Here is a 25,568-nt window from a genome sequence, read left to right on the forward strand (position 1 = left end):
CATGGCCCGGTCTTCGTCTGCGGCTGAGTGGCCGGTCGCCCGCGCAGTTCCCCGCGCCCCTAGGGGGTACCGGCTGACGGCGAGGGCGAAGCCGAGGCGTTCAGGGGCGCGGGGAACTGCGCGGGAAGCGGCCACCGGTCCGCAGACGAAGGCCGGGCATGCGGGAGCCCGCGGCCGGCGTGGAGCGGGGTGTGCGGGCGCGGGCTCCCCCCGATGCGGAGGCATCAGCAGCTCGGGTCAATGGGCTGTGTCCGCCTCCTCGATCGCGGCCAGCGCGGGATCCAGCACCACATCCTCACCCCGCGCCGCGACCGTCGGTTCCTCGGGGAAGTGGCACGCGGTCAGATGCCCCTCCCGGTTTCCTTCCAGCCGTACCAGCGGCGGCGTCTCGGACGCGCACCGCTCCCGCGCCTTCCAGCACCGCGTGCGGAACCGGCACCCGGACGGCGGGTCGATCGGCGACGGCACGTCACCGGCGAGCCGGATCCGCTCCCGGCCCTCCCCCTCGTCGTCCACCACCGCCTCCGGCACCGCGGACAGCAGCGCGTGCGTGTACGGGTGCCGGGGCCGGTCGTAGATCGACTCCCGGTCCCCGATCTCCACGATCCGGCCCAGGTACATCACCGCCACCCGCTGCGAGAAGTGCCGCACGATCGCCAGGTCGTGGGCCACGAACAGGAACGCGATCCCCATCTCCCGCTGGAGGTTCTGGAGCAGGTTGACCACCTGCGCCTGGATCGAGACGTCCAGCGCGGAGACCGGTTCGTCCGCGACGATGAGGCGGGGGCGCAGGCCCAGTGCCCGCGCCACTCCGATGCGCTGGCGCTGGCCGCCGCTGAACTCGTGCGGGAAGCGGTTGTAGTGCTCCGGGTTCAGCCCCACGATCTCCAGGAGTTCACGTACCCGCTTCTCGCGCCCTCCCGGCGGATTGACGCCGTTGACGACCATCGGATTGGAGATGATGTCGCCCACCGTCTGGCGCGGGTTGAGCGAGGCGAACGGGTCCTGGAAGATCATCTGGATCTCGGACCGGATCGGCGCCAGCTCCTTGCGCGAGGCGTGGCTGATGTCCCGGCCGTCGTAGGTGATGGTGCCCCGGGTCGGTTCGAGGAGCCGGGTGATCAGCCGCCCGGTGGTCGACTTGCCGCACCCGGACTCGCCCACCAGGCCCAGGCTCTCGGCCTGCCCGATGGTGAAGTCGACCCCGTCCACCGCGCGTACGTCGCCGACGTGGCGCTTGAGGAGGAGCCCGCTGGTGATCGGGAAGTACTTGACAAGACCGGCCACTTCGAGCAGTGGCGCGGACGGCCCCGGACCGCCGTCGTCGCGCGGACCCGGAACCTTGGTGAGGTTCAGCTGTTCGCTCATGATGTGTTCTCGACTCCTGGTCGGGGTCAGCGCAGCCGCGGCCGGATCTGCTCGGCGAAGATCGTGGACTTCTGGTCGGACGTCAGATGGCAGGCCGACCCGTGCCGCTCGTCCTCCGGGATCACCGGCCGCACCGAGCCGCACGCCCCGGCCGGCACCTGGTCCGGGAAGGCGCACCGCGGATGGAACGGACACCCCGGCGGCGGCGCCAGCAGACTCGGCGGGGTCCCCGGGATCGGCACCAGCGGCAGGTCGACCGGCGAGTCCAGCCGGGGGATCGAGCCGAGCAGCCCCCAGCTGTAGGGGTGGCGCGGGCTGCGCATGATCTCCCGTACCGTGCCGCGCTCCACACAGCGGCCCGCGTACATCACCATCACGTCGTCCGCGGTCTTCGCCACCACGCCCAGGTCGTGCGTGATGATGATGATCGCCGAACCGGTCTCCTGCTGGAGGTCCTTGAGCAGGTCGAGGATCTGCGCCTGGACGGTCACGTCGAGCGCGGTCGTCGGCTCGTCCGCGATGATCAGCTCCGGGTCGCAGACCAGCGCCATCGCGATCATCGCGCGCTGGCGCATTCCGCCGGAGAACTGGTGCGGATAGTCGTCGACGCGCAGCCTGGGCTGCGGGATGCCGACCTTGCCGAGCATCTGGACCGCCCGCTCCCGCGCCTCCTTGCGGGAGGCGCCCATGTGCTTCATGTACGGCTCGGCGATCTGCCGGCCCACCGTGTAGTACGGCGAGAGCGCGGCCAGCGAGTCCTGGAAGATCATCGCCATCTTCTTGCCGCGCAGCTGGGCGAGCCGGCGCTCCGAGGCGCCGGTCAGCTCCTGGCCGTCGAGCAGGATCTCGCCCCGGATCGTGGTGTTGCGCGGGTTGTGCAGCCCGAGGACGGCGAGGTTGGTGACGGACTTGCCGGAGCCCGACTCGCCCACGATGCCCAGCGTCGAGCCGCGCGCCAGGTCGAAGGAGAGCCCGTCGACGGCCTTGACGACGCCGTCCTCGGTGGCGAAGTGGACGTACAGGTCACGGACCGAGAGGAAGCCGCGGGACGCGTCGGCGGCCGGCTGCGCCTCGGGCTGGCTGAGGGTGCTCACGGACGGTTCTCCTCCGGAGGTTCCTGGGCCCCGGGTCCCCGGGGCCGTGAGGGTCGGCGCGTGCTCAGGAGAGCCGGATCCGCGGGTCGATGAAGGCGTACGCCATGTCGACGACGATGTTGCAGAGGACGATGATCGTGGCGCCGATGAGCATCACGGCCATCTCCAGCGGCAGATCGCTGCGGAGCACCGCCTGCACGGAGAGCGAGCCGAGGCCGTGCAGACCGAAGGTGACCTCGGTGATGATCGCGCCGCCGAGCACCGCGCTGAGGTCGACGCCGAAGATGGTGACGACGGTGGCCATCGCCCCGCGCAGCGCGTACCGCAGGAAGACATAGCGCGCGCTCATGCCCTTGGCGCGGGCCGCGCGGATATGGTCCTCCGACATCTGCTCGACCATCAGCGAGCGCGTCTGCCGGCTGTAGTTGGACCAGAAGATCACCGAGAGGATCAGACAGGGCAGCAGCAGCCCCGACACCGAGCCGCCCGGGTCGCCGGTCCAGTTCGGGTCGTGGCCGCGGTCGAGCAGATGCATCTTGGTGGAGAGCAGCAGGATGGCGATCGGGCCGATGAAGTAGATCTGCACGGACTGGCCGAGCAGCGAGGCGGCGCTGGCGACCCGGTCGAAGAGCCTGCCCTGCTGCCAGGCGGAGATGAGCCCGAGGCCGACGCCGACGGTCAGGAAGATCGCGGCGCCGCCGACGCCCAGCGAGAGCGTCGTGGGATAGCGGTCGGAGATGGTGTTCCACACCAGCTGCTGGTCGGCGAAGGAGTAGCCGAAGCAGGGCGCCGGGCAGTGGCCGACGGGCATGTCGCGCCCGGCGAAGATGCCCACCATGAAGTGCCAGTACTGCACCCAGATCGGATGGTCGAGCCCCAGGTTCTTGCGGATCAGGGCGACGTTCTGCGGGTCGCAGTTCTTGCCGCAGGACAGCAGCGCCGGGTCGGAGGGCAGGAAGAAGAAGAGGAAATAGGTGATGGCGCTGATCAGCAGCAGGATGACCGCGGCGCCGAGCAGGCGTCGCACGAGGAAACGGAGCATCGGACTCTTCCGTCTGTATGCGGTCCCCGGCCCGTGAGGCGGGCCGGGGACCGGGCCGCCACGGCTACTGCTTCACGAAGATGGTGCTCGGGTTGATGGTGCCGAAGACCTGGTTGTAGGTGACGCCGCCGAGGCCGTCGCCGTGCAGGTTGAAGTACTTGTCGTAGATGAACGGGATCTGCGACGTGTCGGTCTGGAGCACGTACTCGGAGAGCTTGCGCCACTCGTCGTTCTGCTTGCTGATGTCGGTGAGCGCCAGGATCCGGTCGATCTCGGAGTTCACCTTCGGGTCGTTCAGGAACGCGTAGTTGTTGGTGCCGTCCTGGAGGTTGCGGCCGTCCATGGTCGGCGGCACCACGGTCGAGGCGCTGGGCCAGTCGGCGCCCCAGCCGGTGCGGTAGATGTCGTACGGCGTGTTCACCTTGCCGACCACCGTGTAGTACGAGGTCGGGTCGATGGCCTTGCGCTCCACCTGGAAGCCGGCCTTCTCCAGCGCCTTCTGCAGCGTCAGCGAGACGGCCTGCCAGCGCGGGGTGTTGGCGTACGCGTAGGAGAGCTTGACCGGGGTGGGGACGCCCGCCTCCTTCAGGAGCGCCTTGGCCTTCTCCGGGTCGCCCATGGGCTTGGCGAGCTTGCCGAACGGGTCGAACTTCTGCCAGCCGGCCACCGTCGGGCTGAGCAGCGTGGTGCCGAGCTCACCCTGCGCGCCGCCGCCGAACGCCTGCTGGACCTGCTGCATCGGGAAGGCGTACATGATCGCCTGGCGGACCTTGGGGTTGGTGATCCGCTTGGTGTTGATGTTGAGGACCTCGACGTACGGCTGGTACTCGTTCACGATCCGCGACTTGTACTGCGAGTCCGTCGTCAGCGTCTGCATCTTCGAGGGGTCCGCGGAGCCGGACATGTTCACGGCGTACTTGTCGGGCCCGGACTGGGCGGCCATCCGGTTGGTGAGACCGGGCTCGCCGATGCCGAGCTGGAACTCCCACTTGTCGGGGTAGGCGTTGCGGATCGGGTCGCTCTTGGGGTCCCAGTTGGTGTTGCGCACGAAGGACAGGGACTTGCCCGGCTTGTAGTCGGCGATCTTGTACGGGCCGGAGGCGACCGGGTGATTGTTGTACTTCTGCTTGTCGTCCTTGGCCTTGGGCACCGGCGAGACGTTGGGCATGGACATCGCGTACGGGGCGTCCGCGTGCGCGTCCTTGAAGTGGAAGACGAGGGTCTTGTCGTTGGGCGTCGCCAGGACGGTGTCCGGCAGCTCCTTGCCCTCGTACGGGCCCTTGTACGCCTTGCGGTAGTCGGTGCCGAACATCCACTTCTGGACGTACTGCGGGCCCTGCGTCTGGTAGTCCGCGAAGAGCCGCTCGATGCCGTACTTGACGTCCTTGGACGTGATGGGCGTGCCGTCCTCGAACTTCAGGTTGTCCTTGAGGGTGTACGTCCAGGTCTTGGCGCCGTCCGAGGAGGTGCCGGTGTCGGTGGCGAGATCGCCGACCAGAATCGTTTTGCCGGTCTTGGCGTCGATCTTGTAGCCGGTCAGCGAGCGGTTGTAGAGCAGCTGGAGCGAGAGCATGTCGCTCACGTACTGCTGGCCCGGGTCGAGGTAGTCGAAGCCCGCCTGGTCCAGGTCGTAGGCCGTGCCCCCGGGTTTGGCGCCCTCCACGGGCACCGCGGGGCCGGTGGAGTCGGCCTTGGTGCCGATGCCGAAGTTCTGCACCGACGCCTTCTTCTCGTCGCCCGAAGGCTTCTTCCCGTCGTCGGCCCCACCGCTGCTGCACGCGGCGGAGAGTGTCAGAGCCCCTACCGCCAGAAACGCGGAGGCGTAGCGCGCCTTGCGAATTCTCATGGATTCCTGCCTGTCAGGATGTGGACGGTTCAGCGGACGGTCTTGGGGTCGAGTGCGTCCCGGACCGAATCCCCGAGCAGGTTGAAGGCGACGACGAAGATCAGCATCGCGATGCCGGGGAAGAACATGAAGGTGACGTCGGACTCGAAGTACGAGGCGCCCGACTGGAAAAGCAGTCCCCAGTCCGGGGTCGGCGGCTGGATCCCGACGCCCAGAAAGGAAAGTCCCGCCTCCGCCGTGACATTGGCCGGAAGGAGGAGGGTGGCCTGGACGAGAACGGTCGACCAGATGTTCGGCAAGATCTCTTTTCGAATGATCCGCCAGTTCGAGGCGCCGCTGAGCCGGGCCGCCTCGATGAACTCGCGCTCGCGCAGCGAGAGCACCTGGGCCCGGACCAGTCGGCCCACCACCATCCACCCGAGCAGGAACTGCACCAGGATCAGCGCCACGATCCGCACATAGGTGGGTTCCTCGTCGCGAGGCGAGACGAAGAGCGCCACGATCACCGGGGTGAAGGCGATGAAGAACAGCTGCTGCGGGAACGACAGCATCAGGTCCGAGAACCGGCCGAGGAAGTAGTCGACCTTGCCGTGCATATAGCCCTGGACCAGGCCGATCAGCACTCCGGTGGCCACCGAGACCACGGTGACCGCCAGCGAGATGAACAGCGACGTCCGGATCCCGTAGATCAGCAGCGTGAACACATCGCGGCCCAGGTTCGGCTCGACGCCGAACCAGAAGTCGCCGTCCACACCGCCGTTGGGCTTCAGTGGAATGCCGTAGCTGTTCAGCAGTCCGCGGTCCTGGCCGTAGAGCTGATAGGGATCTTTTCCGTACAGCTTCGCGATCAAGGGCGCCGCGAAGGCCACGAGAATGAAGGCGAGCACCGTGAAGGCGCAGGCGATGCCGACCCGGTCGCGTTTGAATCGCGCCCATGCGAGCCGGCCGGGAGAGCGTCCGACGAGTTCGGTCGCCGTCAGTCCCGTGCCCGTGCCCGAATCCCCGCCGGGCGGCAGGGGATCGGTTGGTTCAGTGGCGGCCTGGGTTGAACTCGTCATCGCGGATAGCCCCCGCACCGAGAGAGTCGAACGGCGCCCGAAGGCGTCATTGATTGACCGGAACATTCATGGGCCCGGCCTTGTGCGTCAAGAGGTTTGAGCATGCTGGTGTGTGATCACGGGAGAACTTGGCACAAGATTTCGCACATCGAGGCGACCACGTGCTTGACAGGGCGGCGGAGCGGGCGACATGGCTCCATAAATGCCCATCAATTTCGTTAACAAGCAGGCAACTTGACTGACGCAACACCGATATACGAACGCGTCACGCTGAACACCGTACGGCCGTGCGGGTGCCGTAGGCCGGCCGGGGCGGCCATGTCGACCCGGCCGGCCGTCGCCGCAACACCGGGGCCACGCACCCCTCTTGTCCATCCGCGCACCGCGGGTGGAGGATTCGCCCGAGCAGGCGCTCGCCACGCCAACCGGGGGGACGGCAAGGGGCATGACGCAGCCACAGACACTCACGGCCGGGGCCCGGCTGACCGGCGCCCTGCTGTGCGCCTTCCTCGCGCTGGTCACGGCCGCCTGGCTGGCCCGTGACATCCACGCCGCCCGCAGCCTGGCGGACCTGTGGTGGTTCTGGTCCGGCGCGCCCAAGCACCGCGGCGGCAGCCCGCTGACCACCGGCATCCTCGACCCCGTCCTCCTCGTCGTCTACGCGGTGGCGGCGGCGGTCGTGCCGCGCTCCCCGGCCGCGGCCGCCGTGCTGGCCAGTGTCGGGGCCGTCACCGCGGCGCTGCGGGTCTCCTCGCTGTGGGTGCTCCACCACGACGACTGGACGGACTCGACCGCCCTGCACGATCTGCACCGGCGGGCGCTGCTGAGCACCTTCGCGGCGCTGGCGGCCGGGCTCGCCCTGGTGATCACGGCCGCCGCCGGACGCCGGCCGGACGGCGCCCCCGGCCCCGGGCCCCGGGGCGCCCGGCCGGGCGCGGGCGCCGGGACGGCCGCGCTGCTGCTGCTCGGCACGGCCGGTCTGGTGATGGTCGCCTGGGAGGTCTACTGGGCCGTGGAGCTCTCCGGTGAGCAGTACCGGGCGCGGTTCACCGGCGCGCATCTGCCGCTGCTGTGGATACCCGGCGGCTGGGCGGCCCTCGTGCTCGCGGTGGTCGCGCTGACGGCCGCGGGCGGCGGCCCGGCGCGGGCCGTCCACGTACGGCCGCTGGGGCTCGTGGCGGCCGCCATGCTCGTCTCGTCCGGCGCCATCGGCATCGCCCTGGCCGTACGGTTCGAGCTGCTCGACCACTTCGGGGACCTGGAGACGGCCGCCCAGTTGCAGGTGGTCACCTGGTTCTTCCAGCTGGCGGCCGGGCTCGCCCTGGTGCCGGTGCTCGCCCGGCGCGGCCCCGAGGACCCGGCGGGCGCGCCGGGCAATCCATGGGCCCCGCGGTACCCGCCGTACTCGCCCCACTCGCCGCAGCCGCCGCAGGACAGCCACGGCCAGGGCTTCGGTCCGCCGCCGCCGGGCTTCGGGCCGCCCCCGCCGCCCTCCTCCCCGCCGCCCGGCTGGTGACGGCGCCGGGCGGCAGGGAGCGGGGGTCAGATCCCCAACGAGCGCCTGAGGAAGTCCACTTGGAGCAGCAGCAGGTTCTCCGCCACCTGTTCCTGCGGGGTCATATGCGTCACCCCGGTGAGGGGAAGCACCTCGTGGGGGCGGCCCGCCGCCAGCAGGGCCGAGGAGAGCCGGAGGGTGTGGGCGGCCACCACGTTGTCGTCCGCCAGACCGTGGATGATCATCAACGGCCGGTGCTGATCGGCCGGTTGGGACAGACCCGCGTCGGTGACCAGCGAGTTCGCCTCGTACACCGAGGGGCTGCCCTGCGGGTCGCCCAGATAGCGCTCGGTGTAGTGGGTGTCGTAGAGGCGCCAGTCGGTGACCGGGGCGCCCGCGATGCCCGCGTGGAAGACATCGGGCCGGCGCAGCACCGCGAGCGCGGAGAGATAGCCGCCGTAGGACCAGCCGCGCATCGCCACCCGGCCCAGGTCCAGCGGGTAGGAGCCCGCCAGGCCGTGCAGCGCCTCGATCTGGTCGTCGAGGGAGAGCGTGAAGTCGTCCCGGATCGCCTTCTCCCAGCCGGGGGAGCGGCCGGGGGCGCCGCGCCCGTCGGCCACGATCACCGCGAACCCCTGGTCCGCGAACCACTGCGAGGTGAGATGGGCGTTGTGGGCGGCGTGGACCCGGGGGCCGTGGGGCCCGCCGTACGGGTCCATCAGTACGGGAAGCGGACCGTCCGATTCCGAGTAGTCGGTGGGGAGCAGTACGGCGCATGGGATGCGCCGCGCGCCCCCCTCGGTCAGCCGGACCCGGGCCGTGAGCACCGGGGTCTCCGCGTACGAGTCGACCACCGCGACCGTCTTGCCGTCCCGCTCCACCCGCACCGTGGTGCCCGGGCTGTCCGGACGGGCCGAAGTGAGAACCGTCACCGGTCCGCCCCGGACCGCCGAGTGCACCCCGGCGCCTTCCGAAACCCGCTCGATACCCAGCTCGTTGACCCGGTACACATGGAGCTCCCCGGTTTCGGGGGCACGGGCCGCCTCGCCGGCCGACGCCGAGACCAGGATGTCGTCGGCCCCGATGTCGAGCACGGCCCGGATCTGCAGCTGCTCACCGGTCAGCGGACGGTCGCCCACCGCGAGGACGCGCGCCCCGCCCTCGTCCGCGATCCGCACCAGCCGTCCGTCCGGCGCCCAGGCCGGAACACCAGGGAAGAGATCCAGCCATACCGCGTCCTCGTCCGCGTGGACGGTCCGGGTCGCCCCCGAGGCCGGGTCCACGGCCAGGTGCACCTGGAGGCGCTGGTCCCGGGCCTGCACCAGGAGCAGCGGGGCACCCGCCGCCGACCAGTGCACCCGCGCCAGATAGGGGTAGCGCGCCCGGTCCCAGACGATCTCGGTCCGGGACCCGTCGAGCCCGTACCGGAACAGCCGCACCTCGGCGTTGGGCGTGCCCGCCGCCGGATAGGCGACCCGCTGCGGCTCACGGTCGGGGTTGGCCGGGTCGGAGATCCACCAGCGCCGCACCGGGCTCTCGTCGGCCCGCGCCACCAGGAGCGCGTCGGACTCCGGCGACCACCAGAAGCCCCGGGCGCGGCCCATCTCCTCGGCCGCGATGAACTCCGCAAGACCATAGGTGACCTCGGGCGCCTCCGGCTCCGCGAGCACCCGGTCGCCCTCGCCGCCGGCCCCGGTCACCCGCAGCGCGCCCCGCGTCACATAGGCGACGAGCCGGCCGTCCGGCGACGGCCGCGGATCGATCACCGGCCCGGGAACGGGCAGTTCACGGGTGGTCCCGGCACGCAGCTCGGCCGTGAAGAGGCGGCCCGAGAGCGCGAACGCGGCCAACTCCACCGCCGCGTCCGTCGCGTATCCGACGATGCCCGCCCCGCCCTCGCGGCTGCGCTCGCGCCGCGCCCGCTCCTCGTCCGACAGCTCCTCCGAGGCACCGCCGAGGAGCGCCCGGGGGTCTGCCGCGAGCCGCTCGCGCGCGCCCTCCGCCAGATCGAGCACCCAGAGGCTGTTGGCCGGATCCATACCCCCAGGCGCCCTCAGAAAGGCCACCCGGCTGCCGTCGGGGGCCACCGTGAAGGCGCGGGGCGCACCGAGCGTGAAGCGCTGGGTCCTGGCGTACTGACGGGGAAACGAGGTCTTTCCGGGGGCAATTGAGGTCATGGGGCGAACCTAGCGGCACCCGTCCGCACCTGCTCGTACGTGGGGGGTGTGCGCCCCTTGTGCGCCCGTGCACCGATCAATGCGTTCCGCCGGATAGTTATGATCCATAGTGGGGGGTGGGTATGACTCTGCATGCCCCCTGGCACGCTGCTCTGCCCCTACCGACCGGCCCTGCCCGACCGACAGATGGAGGTGAACCGCCGTGGCACTCTCGATTTCGGCGGTGGTGCTGCTGGCGATCATCGTCTTCCTGCTGGTCAGGAAGTCCGGACTGAAGGCCGGACACGCGGTGGTCTGCACCTTGCTCGGGTTCTACCTCGCCAGTTCGTCCATGGCGCCCACCATCAACGACCTCAGCAACAACGTGGCGGGCATGATCAGCGACATCAAGTTCTGACGGCCGCGCCGCCGCCCGGCACGGCCGGGGGATGCGAGGCATGCCGGGGTGCGGCATGCCTCGTAGGCTGTCCCGTATGACGGATCTCCCCGCCCGCCGGCTGCTCCTGGTGCACGCCCACCCCGACGACGAGTCGATCAACAACGGCGCCACCATGGCCCGCTACGCCGCCGAAGGCGCCCTGGTCACGCTGGTGACCTGCACCCTCGGCGAGGAGGGCGAGGTCATCCCGGCCGAGCTCGCGCACCTGGCCGCCGACCGGGAGGACCGCCTGGGCGCCCACCGGATCCTGGAACTGGCGGCCGCGATGAAGGAGCTGGGGGTCGGCGACCACCGCTTCCTCGGCGGCCCCGGCCGCTTCCGCGACTCCGGGATGATGGGCGTGGCGCAGAACCGCCGCGAGGGCGCGTTCTGGAACACCGACGTCGACGACGCGGCCCCGCATCTGGTCGAGGTGATCCGCGAGGTGCGCCCGCAGGTCCTGGTGACCTACGACCCGGACGGCGGCTACGGCCACCCCGACCACATCCAGGCCCACCGGGTGGCGATGCGCGCCGCCGAGCTCGCCGCCGACCCCGCCTACCGCGCCGACCTCGGCGCGCCGCACACCGTCGCCAAGGTGTACTGGAACCGGGTCCCGCGCTCGGCGGCCGAGGCCGGTTTCGCCCGGCTGCGGGCCTCCGGCGCCTCCTTCCCCGGCATCGCCGACGTCGCCGACATCCCGGGCGTCGTCGAGGACCAGCGGATCACCGCCGAGATCGACGGCACCGCGTACGCCGGGGCCAAGGCGGCCGCGATGCGCGCGCACGCCACCCAGATCGCCGTGGACGGCCCGTTCTTCGCGCTCTCCAACGACCTGGGCCAGCCGCTCTTCACCGTCGAGTACTACGAGTTGGTCGACGGCGAGTCCGGCGCCCCGGCGGGCGAGCGCGAGGACGACCTCTTCGCCGGGCTGGACGTGTGATGAGCACTACGTCCCGTACGCCCCATCCGCCCGTCAACTCCCGTACGGCGGGCGCCCGCCCCGGGCGGATCGCCGCCTTCCTGGGCCTGTTCCTGCTCGGCGCGCTCACCGGCGCCGCGGGCGCGCTCGTCCAAGCCGCCTGGTTCCCCGGCGGGTTGCTGCTCTCGCTGGCCGCCGCGGCCGGGCTCTTCTGGACCGGTACGGCCCTGACGGGCAGCCGCGCCGGGGTCGGTGCCTCGGGCGCCGGCTGGCTGGTCGCGGTGCTGTTCCTCACCGCCACCCGGCCCGAGGGCGACTTCGTGTTCGGCGCGGGTCTGGGGTCGTATGTCTTCCTGCTCGGCGGGATGGCCGCGGCTGTGATCTGCGCCACGGTCGGCAACCTCGTGCAACCGCCCGGGGATTCGGTCCGACTTGGGAAGTGACAAGCCCGGTTCCGGTGGCGCAGTACAGGGTGTGGTGCCCTGCTTCACCGGGCCGCCCGGTGCTTTTCGGCAGCGGCCAGTATGGTGGTGCGCGCCGCCGAGCCGCCCGCACACAGGAACACGAGACAAGAGCGGGTGGCGGAGCCGATCGGGAGAGAACCTGCCTTGAGTCGTGAAACTGACAGTTCGACCTCCGGCCCCCAGGGGCGCGGCGGAGCTGCGTACCCGTCGGGTACCCCGCCGTACGGAACGCCGCACTCTCCGGCGCACGACGCCCCGGAGGCCGCCGCCGTCGAGCCGGACGAACCGAAGACCGAGACCACGCTGACGACGCGGATCCGGATCAACATCCCCGGGTCCCGGCCCATCCCGCCGGTCGTGATGAGAACGCCGGTGAGCGGGGCCGACAAGGCGTCCGCCGCGGAGAGCGAGCGGGACCGGGCCGCGGCACAGGCCGAGGAGGCCGCGGCCGCCGCCGGCGCCGAGGAGAAGCCGGCCAGCGACTGGTTCGCGCCCCGCAAGAGCGGCTCCGGCGCCACCCCGCCGTCCGGCACCCCGCGCTCCGCCCTCCCGTACTTCTCGGACGCCCCGCAGAACGGTTCCGCCGACGCCTCGGCCACGGGCGCCTTCGCGCGGCCGGGGGGCGAGGGCACGGACGGGCGCGGTTTCGCGCCGGGCGGTGGCACGGACGGCAGCGGTTTCGCGTCCGGTGGCACCGACGGCCACGGCTTCGCCCCGGACCCGGCCGGTCCCGGGGACGGCGACGACGGCTCCCACGGCTTCGCCTCCGGCGGCCCGGCCGGTGCGGGCGGCTTCCGCCCCGGCCCGGCCTCGGCCAACGGCTCCGCCCGCGCCGCCCTGGGCGGGAACGGCGGCCCCGCCGGCCCCACCACCGGCCCGGTCACCGGCACCTCCGCGCTGCCCAGCCGCCCGCTCGGCGCCCGCAAGGGCCAGCAGCGGCTCGGCGGCGACCCCGGCCCCGGCACCCCGAGCCACGGCACCCCGGCCATGGGCGCGCCCGGTCCCGGCGGCACGCCCAGCCACGGCACCCCGGTCGTGGGCGGCCAGGGCGCGCGGCCCGGGCCGATGGCGCCGCCGGTGCCCCGGATGTCCGACGACACCGCGATCCTCACCCCGCAGGCCCCGGCTCCGGTGCCGGGTGCCGGGAGCGGTGGGGCGAACCCGGCCGCCTCGGCCGCGCATGTCTCCGGGGACACGCTGACCAGCGGGATCCCCGTCGTACCGGAGGAGAACCGTTCCCCGTTCGGGCCCGGCGCGGCCGGGGGCCCGGACCTGGGCCCGCGGCTGTCCGACGGGCCTGGCCGGAGCGAGGAGCCGCCCGCCCCGGCCCGTACGAGCGCGCCCGCGCCCAAGAAGAAGGGCCGCTCCAAGCTGGTCCTGCTCGCGGTCGCGGCGGTCGGCGCGGGCGTCGTCGCGTACGGCGCGGGACTGCTGCTCAACCACTCCGAGGTCCCCAAGGGCACCACGGTCCTCGGCGTCGACATCGGCGGCGGCAGCAAGGAGCAGGCCGTCGCCAAGCTCGACGCCACGCTCGGCAAGCGCGCCTCCCAGCCGCTGCGGCTCAACGTCGACGGCAAGAAGGAGACGCTCGCGCCGGACAAGGCGGGCCTCGTCCTGGACAGCCAGGCGACCGTGCGGGCCGCGTCGGGCAGCGACTACAACCCCGTCTCCGTGATCTCCTCGCTCTTCGGCGGCAAGCGGGTGGCCGAGCCGGTCATGCCGGTCGACGAGGAGAAGCTGGGGGTCGCGCTGACCGACCTGGCGGGCGCCTCGGGCTCGGCGGTCGAGGGCACGGTCAAGTTCGTCCCGGGCAAGGCCGTGGCCGTACCGGGCAAGGCGGGCAAGAGCCTCGACGTGAACCGCTCGATGATCGCGGTCAAGGACGCCTACCGGGCGCAGGTCGAGACCGGCAGGCCGAATGAGGTGCGGCTGCCGGTCGCCGGGCGCCAGCCGACCATCACCCAGGCCGAGATCGACCGGGCGATGGACGAGTTCGCCAAGCCCGCGATGTCCGGTCTGATCACCATCAAGGCCGGTGGCAAGAAGATCGACTTCGGCCCGGTGAAGTCGCTGCCGAAGATCCTTTCCATGAAGCCGGTCGGGGGCAAGCTCGTCGAGGTCTACGACAAGAAGGCGATCGACCAGCTCATGGGCAACGTCTTCACCGGCGTGATGATCACCAAGGGCGACGGGCAGAAGCACCAGCTGACGTCCGACGACGTGGCCCAGGCGATGCAGAGCGCGCTGCGCGGCAAGACCCCGGCGCAGCGCGTGGTGACGATCGACCTCGACCCGAGCTGACCCGAGGCCCCAGGCCCCAGGTCCCGTCCCGTCGACGGCCCCCGTACGCGATCGGCGTACGGGGGCCGTCGTGCTGACCTGTCCTGACCTGCCCTGTCATGCCGTCCGCATGACATCTGTCATCCGCTTGTCACGACGTGCGGCACTGCCCCCGTACGGGGCCCGCGGGCGAACCTTGGGGCATGACCACAACCACCTCGTCCTCGGCCTCTGTCGTGAGCTTCGAGCACGTGAGCAAGAGCTACGGCGACGTCCGGGCCGTCGCGGACCTCTCCCTGGAGCTGCACCCCGGTGAGACGGTCGCGCTGCTCGGGCCGAACGGCGCCGGCAAGTCGTCCACGCTCGACCTGCTGCTCGGGCTGCGCAAGGCCGACGCGGGCGCGGTGCGCCTCTTCGGCACCACGCCCGAGCAGGCCATCAAGGACGGCCGGGTCGGCGCGATGCTCCAGAGCGGCGGTCTGATGGAGGAGGTCAAGGTCCGCGAGCTGGTGAAGCTCGCCTGCGCCCTGCACCCGCGCCCGCACCCCGTCGAGGAGGTCCTGGACCGGGCGGGCATCGCGCAGATCGCCGACCGGATGGTCAACAAGCTCTCCGGCGGCCAGGAGCAGCGCGTCCGCTTCGCGCTCGCGACCGCCGGGGCCAACGACCTGATCGTCCTCGACGAGCCGACCACGGGCATGGACGTCACGGCCCGCCAGGCCTTCTGGGCGACCATGCGCGAGCAGGCGCAGCAGGGCCGTACGGTCCTGTTCGCCACCCACTACCTGGAGGAGGCGGACGCGATCGCGGACCGCGTCCTGGTCCTGCACAAGGGCCGGCTGCTGGCCGACGGCACCGCCGCCGAGATCAAGGCGAAGGCCGGTGCCCGCCGGATCGCCTTCGACCTGGAGGGCGCGATCGACGAGTCGGTCCTGCGTGAACTGCCGTTCCTGGCGGGCCTGGACATCTCCGGCCGTACCGTCCGCCTCCAGTCGACCGACGCCGACGCCACCGTCCACGCGGTCTACGGGCTCGGTCTCTACCCCCGCAACCTCGAAGTCGCCGGGCTCGGCCTGGAGCAGGCCTTCGTCGCCATCACCGAGGCCGAGGAGGCCAGGACCGCATGCTGAATCAATTCTTTTCCGGGGCTCTCATCAAGCTGGAAATCGCCCGCACCCTGCGGAACAAGAAGTTCATGTTCTTCTCGGTGATCTACCCGTCCGCGCTGTATCTGCTGATCTCCGGCTCGCAGAACACCACGGACACCATCGGCGACACCGATCTGACCTTCCCCGCCTTCTTCATGGTCTCGATGGCCTCGTTCGGCGCGATCACCGCCGTGCTGATGGGCAACAGCGAGAAGATCGCCAAGGAGCGCGAGAAGGGCTGGGTGCGCCAGCTGCGGCTGACCGCGCTGCCCGGCCGGGGCTATGTGCTGGCGAAGATAGCCAGCGCCGCGGTGGTCACCCTGCCGTGCATCGTGGTGGTCTTCCTGACCGCTGCCACGGTCAAGGACGTACGGTTCCAGGCCTGGCAGTGGCTGGCGCTGACCGGCGCCATCTGGGCGGGCTCGCTCTGCTTCGCCGCGCTGGGCGTGGCCATCGGCTACCTCGCCAGCGGTGACGCGGTCCGCCCGATCACGATGATCATCTACTTCGGCCTCTCCATCCTGGGCGGCCTCTGGATGCCCACCACGACGTTCGCGCCGTGGCTGCGCACCCTCGCCACCTGGCTGCCCACCCACGCGTACGCTGCGCTCGGGCAGGCCATCGAGGCGGGCAACGCCCCCGAGACCAAGGACGTGGCCGTCCTCGTCGCCTACTTCCTGCTCTTCGCGGGCGGCGCGGCCTGGCTGTACCGGAAGGACACCCTGAAGGCGTGACGAGCGTGAGGGAAGACCACCGAGGCCCGATGCCCGGCCACCCGCCCCGGGACCGCCAGGAGGCGCTGCGCAAGCTGCTGTGGATCGGCATCTGGCTGGCGTTCCTCGGCGCCCCGGTGTCCGACCTCCTCAAGGAGGAGCACACGGCGTGGGCGACCGCGCTCGGCTGGCTCGCCCTGACGGCGTTCGTCGGGGTCTACCTCGCCCTGGTCTTCCGTCACACCGCCCGCCCCTTCGCCCGCGCCACGGTCGCCTCGATGGTGGCCTTCCTGTCCTGCATCGCGGTGGTCACCTCGCTGACGCTGGACGCGCCCTGGCTGGTCCTCTTCGTGTACGTGTCGGTCGGCTGCGGGGCGGTGCTCCCGCTGCGGGCGGCGCGCTGGGCCATCCCGGGCACCACGGCCGTGATGGCCCTGATCGGCCTGACCACCGAGGGCGACTGGGGCGACTTCGTGCCGGCCCTGGCGATCCCGGCGCTGCTCGGCGGCTTCGCCATGACGGGCGTGCGCCAACTCGTCCGTACGACCGTGGAACTGCGCCAGGCCAGGGCCACCGTCGCCCAGCTGGCGGCCAACGAGGAGCGGCTGCGCCTCGCCCGCGACCTGCACGACCTGCTCGGCCACTCGCTCTCCCTGATCACGCTCAAGAGCGAGCTGGCGGGCCGGATGCTCCCGGACCACCCCGACCAGGCGGCCCAGCAGGTCGCCGACATCGAACAGGTCAGCCGCCAGGCCCTGGTGGACGTACGGGCAGCGGTCACCGGCTACCGCAGGGCCACCCTCGACGGGGAACTGGCGGGCGCGCGCACCGCGTTGACGGCGGCGGGCGTGGCCGCGGACCTGCCTCGGACGGCCGAGCTCCCGCCCGGTCTGCCGCCGGGCGCGGGGGAGGCGCTGGCCTGGGTGGTCCGCGAGGCCGTCACCAACGTGGTCCGGCACAGCGGCGCACGCTCCTGTGAGATCACCCTGCGGGAGTGCCAGACCCTGGACGGCCGCTTCCTGGAGCTGAAGGTCGCGGACGACGGCCGGGGAGACGCCGCCGTGACGGCGGGCAACGGTCTGACGGGCCTGGCGGAACGTCTGGCGGAGGTGGACGGCAAGCTGGAGCCCGCGGCCCACAAGGGCAAGGGCTTCACGCTGACGGCGAGGGTGCCGTTTCTGTAGCCCGGGGTTCGTCCGCGGGCCGTCCCCAACTGGTCGCGCAGGTCCCGCGCCCCTGAAAATGCCGCTCCGCGGCAATCCCCTGGGCGCCCCGCAGGGGCGCATCCAGGGGCGCGGGGAACTGCGCGACCAGCCCACCACCGGGCCGCAGACGAAGACCGGGCCCTCACCCCCGCCGCTTAGAATCTGACCCATGCCCCGCCTCCTCCTGGCCGAAGACCAGTCCATGGTCCGCGAAGCGCTCGCCGCCCTGCTCGGCCTGGAGCCGGACTTCGAAGTGGTCGCCCAGGTGGCCAGGGGCGACGAGGTGCTGGGCGCGGCCCGCGCCCACGCCCCCGACGTGGCGCTGCTCGACATCGAGATGCCCGGCTGCACCGGCATCGAGGCCGCCGCCGCCCTCCACCGCGAGCTGCCGCACCTGAAGATCGTGATCCTCACGACCTTCGGGCGCCCCGGCTATCTGCGCAGCGCGATGGAGTCGGGCGCCGACGCCTTCCTGGTGAAGGACGCCCCGGCGGCCCAGCTCGCGGCCGCGGTGCGCAAGGTGCTCGCGGGGGAGCGGGTGATCGACCCGACGCTGGCCGCCGCCGCGCTCGCGGAGGGCGCCAACCCGCTGACCGACCGGGAGCGCGATGTGCTGCGCGCGGCGGCGAGCGGCGCCACCAACGCCGAACTCGCCCGCACCCTCTGCCTCTCCCAGGGCACGGTCCGCAACTACCTCTCCATGGCGATCCAGAAGCTGGCGGCCCGCAACAGGGCGGAGGCCGTGGGCATCGCCCGCGAGAAGGGCTGGCTCTGACGCCTGCGCCGCGTCAGTTCAGCATCGCCCGCGCCGCCCGGGCCCGCCCCCGGACCGTCTCGGCGGTACGGGGCTCCACCGGCTCCAGCACGTCCGCGTACAGGTCGAGTTCCGCCGCGCCGGCCAGGAAGTCGCCGCGCTGGACCAGGAGTTGGGCGCGGTCGTAGCGCAGCCGGGCCGGGTGGGTGGGCAGCAGCAGGGAGAGGTCGAGCGCCCACAGGGCCACGTCGCTGTGCTCCGGGCGGGCCGCCGCCCAGGCGCGGATGTTGTTGAGGATGCGCAGCACGATCGCCAGCGGGTCGGCCGGGGTGAGCATCGACGGGTCGAGCGGGCCGCCGGTCGCCCCGGCCACCAGGAGCTCCGCGTCCGCTCCGGTCAGCGGCCGCCCCCCGTCGAACGGATCCGCGAGCACCCGCTCCTCGGGGCGGCCGAGGCCCACCACGAAGTGGCCGGGCAGCGCCACCCCGTACACCGGGGCACCGGCCCTGCGGGCCACCTCCATCCAGACCACCGACAGCAGGATCGGCAGGCCGCGGCGGCGCCGCAGCACCTCCGGCAGCAGTGAGGACTCCAGCCGCTGGTACTCGGCCGGGCTGCCCCGGAAGTCACAGCCGCGCCCGAGCAGTTCGGCCAGCGCCAGCGCCCAGGGGCGGCCCCCGGCGACCCCGTAGGGGAGCAGCCCGGCCAGCCGGTCGAGCTCCATCTGCGCCGCGTCAAGGCCGGCCTGCCCGAGCTCTGGATCGGCGACCGCGCCGATCAGCAGGCACAGCGTCGTCAGATCCGGCCGCTCGGACCGGGCCTCCTCGGCGAACTGCCGCCGCCAGTCCTCGGCGCCGGGGCTTTCGGGGTCCATAACCGCCTCGTACCCGTTCGTGGAGATCGGAAGTTCCGGGCCCTAGGGCTGCCGGAAGTGGTGGTAGGTGTGGTGGGTGGCGAAGCCCTGGGCGTCGTAGAGGGCCCGGGCCCCTTCATTGTCCGCCTCCACCTGGAGCCATGCCGCCGACGCCCCCTCCGCGAGGGCCTGGCGGGCCAGCGCGGTCATGACGGCGGTGGCGAGCCCCCGGCGGCGCCGGCCCGGGTCCACCTCGACCGCCATGAACCCGGCCCAGCGGCCGTCGACCACGCACCGGCCGATCGCCGCGGGCGGCGCGCCCTCCTCGCCGGCCACCGTCGCGAACCAGGTGGAGGGGCCGCTCTCCAGTACCGTGCGCACATGGGGTCCGGGCGTGCCCGTGCGCTGGTAGCGGCCGAGCCAGCCGGAGCCGACGGAACGCGACAGCTCAACCCGTGAGACGTCCGCGTCCAGGTCCCCGATCGGGGCAAGTGCGGCGATCCGCAGTTGGGCGCTTACCTCGCGAACCCACCCAAACTTTTCAAGATCGACACACAGGCTCTCCTGGGTGCCCTCGGCGCCGGTGGACGTCTGTACGTACGTGGGAAGACCGCGGGCCGTGTACCAGGCCTTCGCGTACGCCAGTGCCTCCTCCAGCGGCATCCCGGGGTCGCCCAGCGGCAGCACCGAATTGGCCCGGCGGGTGAATCCACCGGCCGCCCGCAGCGTCCAGCCGCCCAGCTCCTCGCTCTCCACCGGCTGCCAGGCACGTGCGCTGACCAGCGCCAACTGCCGGAAGGTGGCGGCCGGGCCGCGCCGCCGTGCGGGCTCGGCAGGGATCACCTTGCCCGCGACCATCTCGCGTTCCGGGACCCGGACCGTCTCCCCGCTCCGCCGTACGATCGACAGCACTCCGGCATCCCATGATGTGAGAACGCCGACCGTGTCGGTGAACTTCTCGCCCCGCTCCCCGGACACTGCCAGGTGTCTGACTGATACGCGTTTGCCCTGATCTTCAGGCGTGATTCTGACGACCAGCCGTCCGCCGGTGGTGAACTCCACAGCTCTCTTCGCCCCTCCTGTTCGGATCGCGCCCCGGAACGGAGATACTAGGTGTGGGCATCGACGACGCCGCGCTCCCGCGCGCCACGTGGACGGAGCCGCAGACCGGCCCGCCGCGCCCTATCGAGGAGGAACGACAGCGTGACCTACGTCATTGCGGAGCCTTGTGTCGACCTTAAGGACAAGGCATGCATCGAAGAGTGCCCGGTCGACTGCATCTATGAGGGCAAGCGGTCCCTCTACATCCACCCGGACGAATGTGTCGACTGCGGTGCCTGTGAGCCGGTCTGCCCGGTCGAGGCCATCTTCTACGAGGACGACACCCCGGAGGAGTGGAAGGACTACTACAAGGCGAACGTCGAGTTCTTCGACGAGCTCGGTTCGCCCGGTGGCGCCTCCAAGCTCGGTCTGATCGAGCGCGACCACCCCTTCATCGCCGCGCTGCCCGCCGACATCAACGCCGACAGCGAGCACTGACACCGACCCCGTGTGTCCCTCCGGTCCCGTACGGCGCCCACCGCCCTACGGGACCGAGGCGTTTCATCGTTACGGAAACCGGTACGAGAAAGTGAGCACCTCCGTGGGCGCAGTCTCCGCACGCCTGCCCGTCTTCCCCTGGGACAAGCTGGAGCCGTACAAGGCGACGGCCGCGGCCCACCCGGACGGGATCGTGGACCTGTCCGTGGGCACCCCGGTCGACCCGGTCCCGGAGCTGATCCGCAAAGCGCTGATCGCGGCCGCGGACTCGCCCGGCTATCCGACGGTGTGGGGCACCACGGAGCTGCGCGACGCGCTCACCGGCTGGGTCGGGCGCCGGCTCGGCGCGGTCGGCGTCGGCCACCGCAACGTCCTGCCGGTCGTCGGGTCCAAGGAGCTGGTGGCCTGGCTGCCGACCCAGCTGGGCCTCGGCCCGGGCGACAAGGTCGCCTACCCGCGGCTCGCCTACCCGACGTACGAGGTGGGCGCCCGGCTCTGCGGCGCGACCCCCGTCGTCTACGACGACCCCACGGAGCTCGACCCCACCGGTCTCAAGCTGCTCTGGCTGAACTCGCCCTCCAACCCGACCGGCCGGGTCCTCGCCAAGGACGAGCTGGTCCGGATCGTCGCCTGGGCGCGCGAGCACGGCGTCCTCGTCTTCTCCGACGAGTGCTACCTGGAGCTGGGCTGGGAGGCCGAGCCGGTCTCGGTGCTGCACCCGGACGTCTGCGGCGGTGCTCTCGAGGGCGTCGTGGCCGTCCACTCGCTCTCCAAGCGGTCCAACCTGGCGGGCTACCGCGCCGCGTTCCTCGCGGGCGACGAGGCGGTCCTGGGCGAGCTGCTCCAGATCCGCAAGCACGGCGGGATGATGACGGCCGCGCCCGTCCAGGCGGCCACGGTGGCGGCGCTCGGCGACGACGTCCACGTCCAGGAGCAGCGGGCGCGCTACGCGGCCCGCCGGGCCGCCCTGCGCGAGGCGCTGGTCAAGCACGGCTTCCGGATCGAGCACAGCGAGGCCAGCCTCTATCTGTGGGCGACCCGCGACGAGGGCTGCTGGGAGACCGTGGCCCACCTCGCCGAGCTGGGCATCCTGGTGGCGCCCGGCGACTTCTACGGCACGGCGGGCGAGCGGTTCGTGCGGGTGGCCTTCACGGCGACGGACGAGCGCGTCGAGGCGGCCGTCAAGCGGCTGGGCCAGTAACCACCTGCCGTACGTCCGCGGGGCCCGCAGCGGCCCCCAGCGGCGCACGGACACGGGAGCGCAGGCGCGAGAAGGGGCCCCGGGGACAGGATCCCGGGGCCCCTTCGGCCGTGTGCCGCGCCGGGCGGCCGCGCGGCTCAGCCGACGGGCAGGCCCTTGAGCGGCAGCTGGTCGGTGGCGGGCAGCTGGCCGGTGGGCAGCTGGCCGCCGACCGGGAGGCCGTCCAGGCTGGCCGACTTGGCGGTGGAGCCGAGGAGGTCGCCCGCGTTGCCCGCGGCGTCGCCCGCCGTCTTCTGGGCCGCCGGGGTCGCCGTCTTCCCCGCCTTGCCGACGGTCTTGCCCGCGGCCGGGACCGCCTGCTTGACGGCCTTGCTGCCGGCGTCGCCCGCCAGGCCGGTGGCCTTCTGCGCGGCGCCGTCGACAGTGTTGCCGAGGTTCGCGCCGTCGAGGGCGGTGACGCCGCCCAGGTTCGGGGTCTCCGGAAGGGCCGCGGCGCTCGCCGCGCCGGCCGCGCCGACCACAGGAACTGCACCCGCCGCGATGAGCAGTGCGGCACGGGCGATCCGACGGGTCAGGGGGAGGGACATGATGCTCCTTGAGACGGGAGGAACGGCGTTCGGACGCTGTGACAACTCCTCGGGGTGCGGCGGAGGTTGCGGAGGGCCCAGGTAAAGAGTTCGCAATGCGTCGCATTATCGGGTTCGGATAAAAACGGGCAAAAGAGCCGTGGCGACAATACGCTGAACGCCGCTGGATCCCTTTGTTCCCAAGGGAATTGACGATTCTTCCGGCAGACGCGGGGGTGGGTGTACGAAACGGTGTACGCGAAAGCCATCTGTGCCCCGCACGAGTGGCCTTCCGAACGGTTGTCGCGCGCTATCCGGCGAGCCGGATCCGGACCTGTCCGAGCGCGCCGGAACCCTGTGCGCCGGCCCCGCTCCCGTCGGTGTCGCGGGCCGCGTCCGCGCTGGTGGCGCCGCTCGCGGCCGCCTCCGTGTCGTCCGTGTGCCAGCCCTTGCGGGAGCCGTCCACCCGCCAGGTGCGCCCGGCGTACGAGACCTGCTCCACCCGGAACGCGGCGGCGTGCGCGACCGCCCAGTGGGCCAGCTCCCAGCCGCGCTGCTCGGCGCCGGCCCGGGCCTCGGCGCCGGCCCGCGCGGGGGTGCGCACGGGCACGGTGACCTCCTGGCCCTCGCTCTTGTCCGGGGCGGTGCCCGCGCCGAACGCGCGGGCCAGCTCGGCGCGCACCCGGGCCGGGTCGCCCGGGCGGGCGTCCTTGGCGATCGTGCAGGTCAGCGAGGCGGGAGAGCGGCCGGTGAGGGCGGCGGTGAGCAGCGCCGCGTCCGGCTCGTGCTTGGCGTAGGCCTGCGGGAAACCGCTGCGCTGGACCCGCTGCGCGGCCACGGTCAGCGGCAGCCGCGAGTAGCCCGGCACCTCGGCCAGGCGCTGGTAGAACTTCCCGGCCGAGTAGACCGGGTCCATGATCTGCTGGATGGTGCCCCAGCCCTGTGAGGGCCGCTGCTGGAAGAGGCCGACCGAGTCGCGGTCGCCGTGCGTGATGTTGCGCAGGCCCGACTCCTGGAGCGCGGTGGCCAGCGCGATCGTCACCGCCCGCTCCGGCATCCCGCGCGAGGTGCCGACCGCGGAGATCGTCGCCGCGTTCTCGGCCTGCTCCGGGCTGAGCCGGTAGGTGTCGTCCCCGGACCCCACCGTGCATCTCGGCGCCCCGGGCCCCCCGCTCACGTACTGCACCACCAGGTATCCGGCGACGGCGAGCAGCACGACGGCCGCGGCCACGAAACGGAAGAGGCGGCCGCGCCTGACGGGTCGGTTGGGGGTGACGGGCTGGGACACGGGGACCACCGTACTGGAGGGCAGGGCAGCTGCCCCCGGCTGTGCCCCGGTGGACACCCCGGCCCTGCTGGGGGCCTGCGCGCTAGGGTCGGGGCCATGGCAGACACCGCACTCGACCTGACCCTGGACGGCCCCGCGCTCACCGCCTGGCTCGTCGACTTCCCGTCCGAGAGCGGAACGGAGAAGCCGCTCGCGGACGCGATCGAGGCGGCGCTGCGGACGCTGCCGCACCTCACCGTGGACCGCCACGGCAACAACGTCGTCGCCCGCACCCACCTCGGCCGTGCCGAGCGCGTCGTCCTCGCCGGGCACATCGACACCGTCCCGATCGCCGGCAACGTGCCCTCCCGCCTCGACGAGAACGGCGTGCTGTGGGGCTGCGGCACCTCGGACATGAAGGCCGGCGTGGCCGTCCAGCTGCGCATCGCGGCGACCGTCCCCGAGCCCAACCGCGACCTCACCTTCGTCTTCTACGACAACGAGGAGGTCGCCGCCCACCTCAACGGTCTCGGCCAGGTGGCCGACGCACACCCCGACTGGATCGAGGGCGACTTCGCGGTCCTCCTGGAGCCCTCCGACGCCCAGGTCGAGGGCGGCTGCCAGGGCACCCTGCGGGTCATCCTGCACACCGCCGGCGAGCGGGCCCACTCCGCGCGCAGCTGGATGGGGTCCAACGCCATCCACGCCGCCGCCCCGATCCTGGCCAGGCTCGCCGCGTACGAGCCGCGCCGGCCGGTGATCGACGGGCTTGAGTACCACGAGGGCCTGAACGCGGTACGGATCGAGGGCGGTGTCGCCAACAACGTCATCCCCGACGCGTGCGCGGTCACCGTCAACTACCGCTACGCCCCGGACCGCACCGCCGAGGAGGCGCTGGCCCACGTCCGGGAGGTGTTCGCGGACTGCGGCATCACCGAGTTCACCGTCGACGACCACTCGGGCGCCGCCCTGCCCGGGCTCTCGCACCCGGCCGCCGCGGCCTTCATGGCGGCGGTCGGCGGCACCCCGCAGCCCAAGTTCGGCTGGACCGACGTCTCTCGTTTCGGCGCCCTCGGCGTGCCCGCCGTCAACTACGGCCCGGGCGACGCCCTGTACGCGCACAAGCGGGACGAGCACGTGGCGGTCGACCGGATCACCCACTGCGAGCGGCGACTTCACGCCTGGCTGACTGCCTGAATTTCGTCATTCGTAACGTAAGTCGTCCTACCCTTACCGGACGCGTCATATGACCCAGTCAGCGGAAGGGAGCACGCAATGGCCTATCCCGAGGGAGAGTTTCCGGGCGAACAGCGGCTGGAGCAGCGGCTCGGGCCGGTGCTGCGCCGCCGCGACCAGGTCAAGCCCGGCACCACCGACCAGCGGCTCCTGGACACCGAGGGCGACTCGGAGTGGGTGCACACCGACCCCTGGCGGGTGATGCGCATCCAGTCCGAGTTCGTGGAGGGCTTCGGCGCGCTCGCGGAACTGCCCAGCGCCATCAGCGTCTTCGGCTCCGCCCGTACGCCGGTGGGCTCGACGGAGTACGAGGCGGGGGTGCGCATCGGCCAGGCGCTGGTCGAGGCGGGCTTCGCGGTGATCACCGGCGGCGGGCCGGGGGCGATGGAGGCGGCCAACCGGGGTGCGCGGGAGGCGCGGGGCGTGTCGGTCGGCCTCGGCATCGAGCTCCCCTTCGAGCAGGGGCTCAACCCGCACGTCGACATCGGCGTCAACTTCCGCTACTTCTTCGTCCGCAAGACGATGTTCGTGAAGTACGCGCAGGGCTTCGTCGTCCTGCCCGGCGGGCTGGGCACGCTGGACGAACTCTTCGAGGCCCTCACCCTCGTCCAGACCGGCAAGGTGACCCGCTTCCCGATCGTCCTGTTCGGCTCGGCGTACTGGGCGGGCCTGGTGGACTGGCTCCGCGACACGGTGGTGGCGGGCGGCAAGGCCTCGGAGAGCGACCTGCTGCTGTTCCACGTCACGGACAGCGTGGAGGAGGCGGTGGCCTTGGTGACGAAGGAGGTGGGCCGTTAGGCCCGCCGGCCCGCAGCCGGAACGTCCCCCGCCCCGCCCCTTCCCGAAAGTCCTTTGCCGGACGGCTCGGTTCTTCGGGTGCGGGCCGGTGGTGGGCTGGTCGCGCAGTTCCCCGCGCCCCTAA

At 71.9% G+C, this 25,568-nt stretch carries 23 protein-coding genes; 13 read left to right on the forward strand and 10 right to left on the reverse strand.

What is annotated here, in order from left to right:
* Window positions 1–237: 237 nt before the first annotated feature.
* The 5 genes from ABD236_RS10445 to ABD236_RS10465 form a co-directional block, all read right to left on the reverse strand.
* Entirely contained in the window at window positions 238–1,368 is a 1,131-nt protein-coding gene (locus ABD236_RS10445) for an ABC transporter ATP-binding protein (protein WP_344072765.1), read from the reverse strand.
* Between the two features lie 26 nt (window positions 1,369–1,394).
* Window positions 1,395–2,462, reverse strand: a complete 1,068-nt coding sequence (locus tag ABD236_RS10450; RefSeq protein WP_344072767.1) for an ABC transporter ATP-binding protein — start codon at window positions 2,460–2,462, stop codon at window positions 1,395–1,397.
* A 64-nt stretch (window positions 2,463–2,526) separates the two neighbouring features.
* A complete protein-coding gene (locus ABD236_RS10455; protein WP_344072769.1) occupies window positions 2,527–3,504 on the reverse strand; it encodes an ABC transporter permease in 978 nt (325 codons plus the stop codon).
* A 64-nt stretch (window positions 3,505–3,568) separates the two neighbouring features.
* Window positions 3,569–5,350 carry an ABC transporter substrate-binding protein gene (locus tag ABD236_RS10460; RefSeq protein WP_344072771.1) on the reverse strand — a complete coding sequence of 594 codons (1,782 nt, stop codon included), beginning with the start codon at window positions 5,348–5,350 and terminating at the stop codon, window positions 3,569–3,571.
* A 29-nt stretch (window positions 5,351–5,379) separates the two neighbouring features.
* On the reverse strand, window positions 5,380–6,408 hold the full coding sequence (locus tag ABD236_RS10465) for an ABC transporter permease (RefSeq protein WP_344072773.1): 1,029 nt from the start codon (window positions 6,406–6,408) through the stop codon (window positions 5,380–5,382).
* Between the two features lie 445 nt (window positions 6,409–6,853).
* Here ABD236_RS10465 and ABD236_RS10470 point away from each other — a divergent pair, with 445 nt between their 5' ends.
* The gene (locus tag ABD236_RS10470; RefSeq protein ID WP_344072775.1) at window positions 6,854–7,924 is read left to right on the forward strand and encodes a hypothetical protein; all 1,071 of its coding nucleotides are present in this window, start codon (window positions 6,854–6,856) and stop codon (window positions 7,922–7,924) included.
* A gap of 26 nt (window positions 7,925–7,950) precedes the next feature.
* Here ABD236_RS10470 and ABD236_RS10475 read toward each other — a convergent pair whose 3' ends face one another.
* Window positions 7,951–10,080, reverse strand: coding sequence for a S9 family peptidase (locus ABD236_RS10475; RefSeq protein WP_344072777.1), 2,130 nt, complete (start codon window positions 10,078–10,080; stop codon window positions 7,951–7,953).
* Window positions 10,081–10,282: 202 nt separating this feature from the next.
* On the opposite strand from ABD236_RS10475, the gene ABD236_RS10480 reads away from it, so the two are divergent.
* The 8 genes from ABD236_RS10480 to ABD236_RS10515 all read left to right on the forward strand — a co-directional run bounded on the left by ABD236_RS10480 (window position 10,283) and on the right by ABD236_RS10515 (window position 18,005).
* Window positions 10,283–10,477, forward strand: coding sequence for an SH2 domain-containing protein (locus ABD236_RS10480; RefSeq protein ID WP_101389912.1), 195 nt, complete (start codon window positions 10,283–10,285; stop codon window positions 10,475–10,477).
* Window positions 10,478–10,553: 76 nt separating this feature from the next.
* On the forward strand, window positions 10,554–11,441 hold the full coding sequence (gene mshB / locus ABD236_RS10485; RefSeq protein WP_344072780.1) for an N-acetyl-1-D-myo-inositol-2-amino-2-deoxy-alpha-D-glucopyranoside deacetylase: 888 nt from the start codon (window positions 10,554–10,556) through the stop codon (window positions 11,439–11,441).
* Window positions 11,441–11,863, forward strand: coding sequence for a DUF6113 family protein (locus ABD236_RS10490; protein WP_344072782.1), 423 nt, complete (start codon window positions 11,441–11,443; stop codon window positions 11,861–11,863). The genes mshB and ABD236_RS10490 overlap by 1 nt, the downstream gene beginning before the upstream one ends.
* A gap of 165 nt (window positions 11,864–12,028) precedes the next feature.
* A complete protein-coding gene (locus ABD236_RS10495) occupies window positions 12,029–14,185 on the forward strand; it encodes a peptidoglycan binding domain-containing protein (protein ID WP_344072784.1) in 2,157 nt (718 codons plus the stop codon).
* Between the two features lie 182 nt (window positions 14,186–14,367).
* Window positions 14,368–15,294, forward strand: a complete 927-nt coding sequence (locus tag ABD236_RS10500) for an ABC transporter ATP-binding protein (protein ID WP_344072787.1) — start codon at window positions 14,368–14,370, stop codon at window positions 15,292–15,294.
* Window positions 15,288–16,046, forward strand: coding sequence for an ABC transporter permease (locus ABD236_RS10505; protein ID WP_344072789.1), 759 nt, complete (start codon window positions 15,288–15,290; stop codon window positions 16,044–16,046). Before ABD236_RS10500 ends, ABD236_RS10505 begins: the two co-directional genes overlap by 7 nt.
* A gap of 5 nt (window positions 16,047–16,051) precedes the next feature.
* On the forward strand, window positions 16,052–17,209 hold the full coding sequence (locus ABD236_RS10510; protein ID WP_425543852.1) for a sensor histidine kinase: 1,158 nt from the start codon (window positions 16,052–16,054) through the stop codon (window positions 17,207–17,209).
* A gap of 190 nt (window positions 17,210–17,399) precedes the next feature.
* On the forward strand, window positions 17,400–18,005 hold the full coding sequence (locus ABD236_RS10515) for a response regulator (RefSeq protein WP_344072791.1): 606 nt from the start codon (window positions 17,400–17,402) through the stop codon (window positions 18,003–18,005).
* Window positions 18,006–18,018: 13 nt separating this feature from the next.
* On the opposite strand, the gene ABD236_RS10520 is transcribed toward ABD236_RS10515, so the two are convergent.
* Both ABD236_RS10520 and ABD236_RS10525 read right to left on the reverse strand, forming a co-directional pair.
* A complete protein-coding gene (locus tag ABD236_RS10520; protein WP_344072793.1) occupies window positions 18,019–18,858 on the reverse strand; it encodes a transglutaminase-like domain-containing protein in 840 nt (279 codons plus the stop codon).
* Window positions 18,859–18,900: 42 nt separating this feature from the next.
* Window positions 18,901–19,899 (reverse strand): GNAT family N-acetyltransferase, encoded by a 999-nt coding sequence (locus tag ABD236_RS10525; RefSeq protein ID WP_344072796.1) that lies wholly within the window; start codon window positions 19,897–19,899, stop codon window positions 18,901–18,903.
* A gap of 141 nt (window positions 19,900–20,040) precedes the next feature.
* On the opposite strand from ABD236_RS10525, the gene fdxA reads away from it, so the two are divergent.
* Entirely contained in the window at window positions 20,041–20,376 is a 336-nt protein-coding gene (gene fdxA, locus ABD236_RS10530; protein ID WP_067163693.1) for a ferredoxin, read from the forward strand.
* 103 nt (window positions 20,377–20,479) lie between these two features.
* Window positions 20,480–21,577, forward strand: coding sequence for a bifunctional succinyldiaminopimelate transaminase/glutamate-prephenate aminotransferase (locus tag ABD236_RS10535; protein WP_344072800.1), 1,098 nt, complete (start codon window positions 20,480–20,482; stop codon window positions 21,575–21,577).
* A 137-nt stretch (window positions 21,578–21,714) separates the two neighbouring features.
* Here the strand turns inward: ABD236_RS10535 and ABD236_RS10540 are convergent, their stop codons facing one another.
* Window positions 21,715–22,164: an ATP-binding protein gene (locus tag ABD236_RS10540; RefSeq protein ID WP_344072802.1), complete on the reverse strand. Its 450-nt coding sequence runs from the start codon at window positions 22,162–22,164 to the stop codon at window positions 21,715–21,717.
* Between the two features lie 289 nt (window positions 22,165–22,453).
* Complete coding sequence (locus ABD236_RS10545) at window positions 22,454–23,440, reverse strand: VldE C-terminal domain-containing protein (RefSeq protein ID WP_425543851.1); 987 nt, start codon at window positions 23,438–23,440, stop codon at window positions 22,454–22,456.
* Between the two features lie 87 nt (window positions 23,441–23,527).
* On the opposite strand from ABD236_RS10545, the gene dapE reads away from it, so the two are divergent.
* Together dapE and ABD236_RS10555 are read left to right on the forward strand one after the other, a co-directional pair.
* Window positions 23,528–24,607, forward strand: coding sequence for a succinyl-diaminopimelate desuccinylase (gene dapE, locus ABD236_RS10550; protein WP_344072807.1), 1,080 nt, complete (start codon window positions 23,528–23,530; stop codon window positions 24,605–24,607).
* 78 nt (window positions 24,608–24,685) lie between these two features.
* Window positions 24,686–25,444 (forward strand): LOG family protein, encoded by a 759-nt coding sequence (locus tag ABD236_RS10555; RefSeq protein ID WP_344072809.1) that lies wholly within the window; start codon window positions 24,686–24,688, stop codon window positions 25,442–25,444.
* Window positions 25,445–25,568 lie beyond the last annotated feature (124 nt).

The organism is Streptomyces crystallinus (genome assembly GCF_039521265.1).
GTDB classification, from domain to species: Bacteria; Actinomycetota; Actinomycetes; order Streptomycetales; family Streptomycetaceae; genus Streptomyces; species Streptomyces crystallinus.